The sequence below is a fragment of the Salinarimonas sp. genome (assembly GCF_046292825.1).
Lineage (GTDB): Bacteria > Pseudomonadota > Alphaproteobacteria > Rhizobiales > Beijerinckiaceae > Salinarimonas.
In genome coordinates this window covers 26079-34156 of record NZ_JBKBQG010000044.1, presented here as the reverse complement: position 1 = coordinate 34156, position 8078 = coordinate 26079, and the positions used below count along the sequence as shown (strand labels likewise).

The window sequence follows — 8078 nt, the reverse complement described above, 5'->3', positions numbered from 1 at the left end:
CTCGTCGGCGGCGCGCTCGGCGCGGCGGCCGGCGCGATCATCGGCGCGGAGACGACCCCCGCCGCCTGCACCGCGCGCGACCGCCGCGGCCGCATCATCCGCGTCCAGTGCCCCTGAGCCGCGCTCGGGCGCCGGTCCTCCGGCGCCCGAGAGGGTCCGTCCGCGCAGCGTTCACCATTTCTTATCGGCGGGCATGGCAGGAAATGGCTCGGGAGAGAGCCAGCCGTCCATGCTGACACGATCGAGCCTGAGCCGGATCATCTATTACAGCCGCAGCAATCTCGAGCGCGAGCCGGGCCTGCTTCGCGAGCAGGAGCAGCAGCTCGTCCGCCAGTGCCGTCGGCAGAACGAGTTCGCCCTGATCACGAGCATCCTCGTCCACGACCGCGGCTATTTCTGCCAGATGATGGAGGGCGATCGCGAGGCTCTGAACCAGACCTTCCGCAAGATCTCCGTCGACAACCGCCACAAGGACGTGCGCATCGTCGAGTGGCGCGAGATCCCGCGCCGCGAGCTCCTGCCCTCCTTCGAGCTGATCGAGCGCAACCTGATGACCCAGGAGATCCTCGAGCGTTTCGAGATCGACGAGGAGCTGGCGCGCGGCACGCCCAAGCCCTCCCACCTGCACGATTGCTTCCACGCGCTGCAGGCGAACCTCCTCGCCAAGCGCGGCATCGAGGCCCTGACATGAGCGCGTGCCGGGCCGCCCCTCGGGCGCGGAAGGAGGAGGGCTGATGTCCGACGATCCCTTTCCCGCAGTCCTGATCATCGACGACAACGCCAAGATCGGCCGCCTCGTGGCCGAGATCTTCACGCGTCTCGGCTTCTCGGAGGTCGACACCACGCGCTCGGGCGTCGAGGCGCTCGACATGGTGCGCAACGGCAATTACGGGCTGATCGTCTGCGATCTCGATCTCGAACCCATCGACGGGCTGCAGATCCTGCGCACGATCAAGAGCGACGAGCACCTGTTCAAGATCGCCTTCATCCTCACCGAGACGTCGATCACCTTCGAGCAGGTCACGGCCGCGCACGCGGCGGGCGTCGACGCGTTCCTGTTGAAGCCCTTCGACATCGCGCTCCTCAAATCGAAGCTGAAGACGGTGCTCCGCCGCCAGGCGCGCCGCCGCCGCATCGTCAACGACTGGACCCAGAAGAGCCTCCACGAGGTGCTCTGAGGCCCCTCCCCTTCACGCGCCCTGGGCTCGCAGGCGCCGCGCGCGCGCGGTCTCCATCACGACGTTGCCCGCGATCGCCGCGACGACGAGGACGACGCCCGCGATCTGGACGGGGCCGATCCGCTCGGCCAGGAGGAGCGCTGCCGCGAGCGCGGCGACCACCGGCTCGAGCGAGAAGGACAGGCCCGCCGCGACCGCGCTCGTGCGCGCGAGCGCGATGAATTGCAGCGAGAAGGCGCCGACGAACACGACGACGCTCGCCCCCACCGCGACGGGCGCGGCGAGGAGATCGGCGGGCGGGTTCATCACGCCGAAGGCGCTCGCCACGAGCAGGCTCGCGGGCAGCGTCGCGACGTTGATCCACAGGACCTTCACGGTCAGTGAGAGGTCGCGCGCGCGGGCGCCGGCGAAGAACTGCGTCGCTGCCGCCGCGCTCGCGAGACCGGCGAGCGCCACGCCCCGCCAATCGAGCCCCTCCGCCGCCGGCCCGACGACGAGACCCACCCCGACGAAGGCCGTCCCCGCGACCGCGACGAGCGCCGCCGACAGCCGCCGCCCCTCGACGAAGGGGCTCGCGAGGACGATCAGCACCGGGTAGGTGTAGAACACGACGACCGCGACCGTGACCGGCACGAACACGATCGCGCTGATATAGGCGATCGCGATCGCGATGCTCGAGACGCACAGGACGAGCACGACCGCGAGCCGCTCGCGGGGCACCCGCACCGCCTCGCGCGCGAGGAACGCGATCGCGACGACGCCGACGAGCACGATCGCCGTGCGGTAGAACACCAGCGACACCCCGCTCACGCCCGCATCCGCCACGAGCCGCGCGAGCACGATCGAGAGGCCGTAGCAGGTGGCCGAGCCGAGCGCGAGGACGGCGCCGAGGAGCGATGCGGGGGCGCTCATCCGGGCGGCGTCAGGCCGCGCCGGCGCGCAGGAGATCGAGCACGTGGACGAGGCCGACCGGGCGGCCCTCCTCGACGACGACGAGGGCGGAGACCTTGCGCGTCTCGACGAGCTCGAGCGCCTCGCCGAGCAGGATGTCGGGCGCGATCGTCAGCGGCTTTCGGGTCATCACCTCGTCGACGCTGCGCGCGAGGAGGTCGTTGCCCATGTGGCGGCGCACGTCGCCGTCCGTGACGATGCCGGCGAGGCGGCCCGCCGCGTCGACGACGATCGCGCAACCGAAGCTCTTGTCGCTCTGCACCGCGAGCGCCTCGCTCATCGGCGTGCCGGTGGCGACGAGCGGCAGGCGCTCGCCGCGATGCATGATGTCCTTGGCCTGCTTGAGGAGCGCGCCGAGCTTGCCGCCGGGATGGTAGAGCCGGAAATCCTGAGCGGTGAAGCCGCGCGCCTCGAGGAGCGCCACCGCGAGCGCGTCGCCGAGCGCGAGCTGCATCGTCGTCGAGGTCGTGGGCGCGAGCCCGTTCGGGCAGGCCTCGCGGGCCTTCGGCAGAGCAAGGCAGACATCCGCCGCGCGCCCGAGCGTCGAGCCGGCGTCCGACGTGAAGGCGACGAGCGTGACGCCGTTGCGCTTGGCATAGGCGATGAGATCGGAGAGCTCGCTCGTCTCGCCCGACCAGGACAGAGCGAGGATCGCGTCCTGCGAGAGGATCATGCCGAGATCGCCGTGGCTCGCCTCGCCGGGATGGACGTAATAGGCGGCGGTGCCGGTCGAGGCGAGGGTCGCCGCGATCTTGCGGCCGATATGGCCGGACTTGCCCATGCCGGTCACGATCACGCGACCGGGCAGCGCGCGCAGCTTCTCGACCGCGTCCGCGAAGGCCGCGCCGAGGGGCCCGCCGAGCGCGGCGCGCAGGGCATCGAGCCCGTCGCGCTCGGTCGCGAGCGTGCGCAGCGCGCAGGCGACGGCATCGGGCGCGGTCTCGTTTCGGGCGGTGTCGGTCACGGCTCTCATCGGGCTCCATCCGGGACGACGCGCGGGCGGGCCGCGCGCGCCGGTGTCTAGCACGCGCCGCGCGGGGATGCGACCCGTGACAGGAGACGGTCCGATGAGAGGCCGCCCATCCTCCCCCTCAGAACTTGAAAAAGCTGTCTCCTGCCCGTCATTCCGGGGCGCGAAGCGAGCCCGGAACCCAGACTCCCGACGCTGGTTCGAGCGCGCATGCGCGCTCACTGCACAACCGACAGACATGGATGCGTCGAGGGGCGCAGCCTATAGGCTGCTAATCCAAGGTCGTGGATCTGGGTTCCGGGCTCGCTTCGCGCCCCGGAATGACGGCGGTGGGGTGCTCGGCAAAAGATTTTCGAACTTTCAGCGCAGGGGAAGGAGAGAGCGCCTCGGGGGCCACGACGAGCTCGCTCTCGTCACCGCGACACAATGAGATGTGTAACCACGATCGCCTCGCGCGAAATATCGCATGCCGCCTCCGGCTCCGCGCAGGCCTCTCGTGCGTTCCTCCGGCTCGGACATCGGCCGCCCGCCCGGCCACGCCTTGCGCATCGCGGCCGCGTCTGCGATCCAAGGGGGCATCGAAAGAAAGAGGACGCCGGGTGCCGAGCCCGGCGACGAGGAGAAATCCATGGACGAGCTCATCGCACGCATCACCGCCCGCACCGGCCTCGACCCGGACACCGCCCGCAAGGCGGTGGGCATCATCCTCGCCTTCCTGAAGAAGGAGGGTCCCCCCGAGGAGGTCGGCCGGCTCATCGCGGCGATGCCCGAATCGGAGCGCGCGATGGTCGACGGCGAGGCGGCGGCCGGGGGCGGCGGCATGATGGGCATGATGGGCGGCATGATGGGCGGCGGCGTCATGGCGCTCGGCGGCAAGCTCATGCAGATCGGCGTCGGCATGAACCAGATGCAGCCGCTCGGGAAGGAATTGTTCGCCTATGGCCGCGAGCAGGTCGGCGAAGACACGCTCGGGCCCATCGTCGGGGCCATTCCAGGGCTGCAGCAATTCGTCTGAAGCGCCCGCGCGCGGCCCTGCGACCGCATCCGCGCGCGGCCACCCCTGGCGAACCCGGCAGGGGGACTATACATTGATCGAACGACGCGCTTTCATTCAGGTCGGGCGCGCTGCCCGAGCGGGCGCCCGACGGCTGAGATGACCAAGAAGACGGGTGTGCCGGCTGCCATGGTTCGGACGAGCTGCGAGACGGAGAGCACGGGCCTGCGGCCTCGCTCGGGCCTGCGGGCGATGCCGACGCCGCGCGATCACGTCGTCGTCGGGGCCGGTGGAGCCGGCGGCGCCGGCGGAGAGGACGATGGGGGGCGTTCGGGTACGGCGATCGTCACGAAGACCAAGCCGCGCACGAAAAAGCCCAATTTGTACCGCGTGCTGTTGTTGAACGACGACTACACGCCGATGGAGTTCGTGATCCACGTGTTGGAGCGTTTCTTCCACAAGTCTCGGGAGGACGCGACGCGGATCATGCTGCATGTCCACCACAATGGGGTGGGGGAGTGCGGCATCTTCACCTACGAGGTGGCGGAGACGAAGGTGACGCAGGTGATGGACTTCGCCCGCAAGCACCACCATCCGCTCCAGTGCGTTATGGAGAAGAAGTGACCCGATTTCCCTCGAGATCACCAGAGGCCAGCCTTGCCGAGCTTTTCCCGCTCTCTTGAACAAGCGCTTCATCGGGCCCTCGCCCTCGCCGGCGAGCGGCGCCATGAATACGCTACGCTCGAGCATCTGTTGCTCGCCCTGGTCGACGACCAGGACGCGGCGGCGGTCATGCGCGCCTGCAACGTCGACATCGAGGCGCTCCGGCGCAATCTCGTGGAATACGTCGACAACGAGCTCTCCAATCTCGTCGCCGATCATCGGGCGGACGCCAAGCCGACGGCGGGCTTCCAGCGCGTGATCCAGCGCGCGGTGATCCACGTCCAGTCCTCGGGTCGCGAGGAGGTGACGGGGGCGAACGTGCTCGTCGCGATCTTCGCCGAGCGCGAGAGCCACGCGGCCTATTTCCTGCAAGAGCAGGACATGACCCGCTACGACGCGGTCAACTACATCTCCCACGGCATCGCCAAGCGCCCCGGCGCCTCCGAGCCGCGCGCCCCGCGCGGCGTCGAGGAGGAGCAGAACGAGCGGCCCTCCGGCGAGGAGGGCGAGCGCGGCGCCAAGAAGAAGGGCGATGCGCTCGACGCCTATTGCGTCAACCTCAACAAGAAGGCCCGCGAGGGCAAGATCGACCCGCTGATCGGCCGCGAGGCTGAGGTCCAGCGCACCATCCAGGTGCTCTGCCGGCGCCAGAAGAACAACCCGCTCCTCGTCGGCGATCCGGGCGTCGGCAAGACCGCGATCGCGGAGGGCCTCGCGCGCAAGATCAACGAGCACGAGGTGCCGGAAGTCCTCGCCGACGCGACCGTGTTCGCCCTCGACATGGGCGCGCTGCTCGCCGGCACGCGCTATCGCGGCGATTTCGAGGAGCGCCTGAAGCAGGTGGTCAAGGAGATCGAGGCGCACCCCAAGGCGATCATGTTCATCGACGAGATCCACACGGTGATCGGCGCCGGTGCGACCTCGGGTGGCGCGATGGACGCCTCGAACCTGCTCAAGCCGGCGCTCGCCGCCGGCACGCTGCGCTGCATCGGCTCGACGACCTACAAGGAATACCGCCAGTATTTCGAGAAGGATCGCGCCCTCGTCCGCCGTTTCCAGAAGATCGACGTCAACGAGCCGTCGATCCCGGACACGATCGAGATCGTCAAGGGCCTGAAGCCCTATTACGAGACCTTCCACAAGCTGCGCTACTCGAACGAGGCGATCAAGGCCGCCGTCGAGCTCGCGGCGCGCTACATCCACGACCGCAAGCTGCCGGACAAGGCGATCGACGTGCTCGACGAGACCGGCGCCTCGCAGATGCTGCTGCCCGAGGCCAAGCGCAAGAAGACGATCGGCGTCAAGGAGATCGAGGTGACCATCGCCTCGATGGCCCGCATTCCGCCCAAGACCGTCTCGAAGGACGATGCGGAGGTGCTCGCCAATCTCGAGACCTCGCTCAAGCGCGTCGTCTACGGGCAAGACGCGGCGATCGGCGCCCTCGTCTCCGCGATCAAGCTCGCCCGCGCGGGCCTGCGCGAGCCGGAGAAGCCGATCGGCAACTACCTCTTCGCCGGCCCCACCGGCGTCGGCAAGACGGAGGTGGCGCGCCAGCTCTCGAAGGCGCTCGGGGTCGAGCTCCTGCGCTTCGACATGTCGGAATACATGGAGCGCCACACGGTCAGCCGCCTCATCGGCGCGCCTCCGGGCTATGTCGGCTTCGACCAGGGCGGTCTTCTGACCGACGGCGTCGACCAGCATCCCCATTGCGTGCTGCTGCTCGACGAGATCGAGAAGGCGCATCCGGATCTGTTCAACATCCTGTTGCAGATCATGGATCACGGCAAGCTGACCGACCACAACGGCAAGCATGTCGACTTCCGCAACGTCATCCTGATCATGACCACCAATGCGGGCGCCGCCGATCTCGCCAAGCAGGCCTTCGGCTTCACGCGCACCCGCCGCGAAGGCGACGACCAGGAGGCGATCAACAAGCTGTTCGCGCCCGAATTCCGCAACCGCCTCGACGCGGTCATCTCGTTCGGCAACCTGCCGAAGGAGGTGATCATGAAGGTGGTCGACAAGTTCGTGATGCAGCTCGAGGCGCAGCTCGCCGACCGCAACGTCACGATCGAGCTGACCGACGGCGCCCGCGACTGGCTCGTCGAGCACGGCTACGACGACGCGATGGGCGCGCGCCCGATGGGTCGCCTCATCCAGTCCGTCATCAAGACGCCGCTCGCCGACGAGGTGCTGTTCGGGCAGCTGAAGGGCGGCGGCGCCGTCAAGGTCGTGCTCGAGAAGAGCGAGACGGGGGACGAGAAGCTCGGCTTCGAGTTCTTCCCCGGCCCCGTCAAGGTGACGAAGCCGAAGGACCCGAATCCCGGTCCGGACGCCGCGCCGAAGAAGAAGAAGCCGCGCAAGGCGAAGCCGGCAGCCGCCAAGAAGCCGAAGAAGCCAGACGGCGGCGGCTCGGGCAGCGTCCGGACCGTGCCGAAGGTCCCGCTGGTCCGCGCATGACGTCCCGCGATCTCGACGAGGCGGTCGCGCGTCTGCGCGCCGCCTCGCTTCGCAACGACCCGCTCGCGCGCGATCCCATCATCGACGAGAGCGCGGCCGATCTCGGCCCGCCGCGCGGCCGTCCCGACGGCGCCGGGCAACCGGTCGTCGATCCGGACATCACCGAGGCGCGCGCGCAGATCGGCCAGGGCCCCATGGTCCGCCTCGACGCGATGCCTGTCGGCGCCGTCGTTCCGCCGTCGCGCCGCGAGCCTATCGTCGGGGCCGCGCCTCCCGTCGATCACGGCGCCTCCCCGAGCTTTTCGGCGCTCGACATGAGCGCGGAGCGGCGCGCCAGGTTCGGTCGCCGCGAGGAGCCCCCCTCCCCCCTCGATATCGCCGACGACGGCGAGCGCCGCGGTGCCGCCGCGACCCTCGTCGCGATCGGCGCGCGCGTTCAGACGTTCCTCGCGACGCAGGTCTCGACGCTCGCCGCCCGCCGCCGTGCGGCACGCGCGGAGAAGGAGGCTCGGGCCGCGCAGGCGGACCAGGTCACCGACGCGGCCGAGACGCTCGAGCCCGATCGGCAGGCCGCCTACGACCTTTCAGGGGAGGAGGCGCCCCGGCGGGGGCGGTTCGGCGCGCAGCGGAGCACGCGCCAGGCCCCGCTCAGCGAGCGGGAGCGCCGCTGGCAGCGCCGCCGTCGGCGCTACGTGACGGAAGAGATCCTCGGCTGGATCCTCGTGCCGATCATCATCGTCGCGCTCTATTTCGGCGTGACCGGCATCCTCACCGCCTTCGGCTACACGATCGACGATCTCGTCGAGGGCGCGCGCATGCTGATGCAGGCGCTGGGCTGAGCCGCAGCGCCTGCTCGTTTTCC

Annotated in this window: 8 protein-coding genes; 6 read left to right on the top strand and 2 right to left on the bottom strand. The window is 69.5% G+C overall.

Features of this window, described 5'->3' with window-relative positions; genetic code table 11:
* Positions 1 to 229 precede the first annotated feature (229 nt).
* Together ACK4UM_RS17265 and ACK4UM_RS17260 are read left to right on the top strand one after the other, a co-directional pair.
* On the top strand, positions 230 to 691 hold the full coding sequence (locus tag ACK4UM_RS17265; protein ID WP_409801633.1) for a BLUF domain-containing protein: 462 nt from the start codon (positions 230 to 232) through the stop codon (positions 689 to 691).
* Positions 692 to 734: 43 nt separating this feature from the next.
* Positions 735 to 1178, top strand: coding sequence for a response regulator (locus tag ACK4UM_RS17260; protein ID WP_409801631.1), 444 nt, complete (start codon positions 735 to 737; stop codon positions 1176 to 1178).
* 12 nt (positions 1179 to 1190) lie between these two features.
* Here ACK4UM_RS17260 and ACK4UM_RS17255 read toward each other — a convergent pair whose 3' ends face one another.
* Both ACK4UM_RS17255 and ACK4UM_RS17250 read right to left on the bottom strand, forming a co-directional pair.
* Positions 1191 to 2090 (bottom strand): EamA family transporter, encoded by a 900-nt coding sequence (locus ACK4UM_RS17255; protein WP_409801628.1) that lies wholly within the window; start codon positions 2088 to 2090, stop codon positions 1191 to 1193.
* 10 nt (positions 2091 to 2100) lie between these two features.
* The gene (locus ACK4UM_RS17250; RefSeq protein ID WP_409801625.1) at positions 2101 to 3102 is read right to left on the bottom strand and encodes an SIS domain-containing protein; all 1002 of its coding nucleotides are present in this window, start codon (positions 3100 to 3102) and stop codon (positions 2101 to 2103) included.
* A gap of 625 nt (positions 3103 to 3727) precedes the next feature.
* On the opposite strand from ACK4UM_RS17250, the gene ACK4UM_RS17245 reads away from it, so the two are divergent.
* The 4 genes from ACK4UM_RS17245 to ACK4UM_RS17230 all read left to right on the top strand — a co-directional run bounded on the left by ACK4UM_RS17245 (position 3728) and on the right by ACK4UM_RS17230 (position 8055).
* Positions 3728 to 4114, top strand: a complete 387-nt coding sequence (locus ACK4UM_RS17245; protein WP_409801622.1) for a DUF2267 domain-containing protein — start codon at positions 3728 to 3730, stop codon at positions 4112 to 4114.
* Positions 4115 to 4345: 231 nt separating this feature from the next.
* On the top strand, positions 4346 to 4717 hold the full coding sequence (clpS, locus tag ACK4UM_RS17240; protein WP_409801639.1) for an ATP-dependent Clp protease adapter ClpS: 372 nt from the start codon (positions 4346 to 4348) through the stop codon (positions 4715 to 4717).
* Positions 4718 to 4750: 33 nt separating this feature from the next.
* Positions 4751 to 7216: an ATP-dependent Clp protease ATP-binding subunit ClpA gene (gene clpA / locus ACK4UM_RS17235; protein ID WP_409801619.1), complete on the top strand. Its 2466-nt coding sequence runs from the start codon at positions 4751 to 4753 to the stop codon at positions 7214 to 7216.
* Positions 7213 to 8055: a hypothetical protein gene (locus ACK4UM_RS17230; RefSeq protein WP_409801616.1), complete on the top strand. Its 843-nt coding sequence runs from the start codon at positions 7213 to 7215 to the stop codon at positions 8053 to 8055. Before clpA ends, ACK4UM_RS17230 begins: the two co-directional genes overlap by 4 nt.
* The last annotated feature ends 23 nt before the right edge of the window (positions 8056 to 8078 follow it).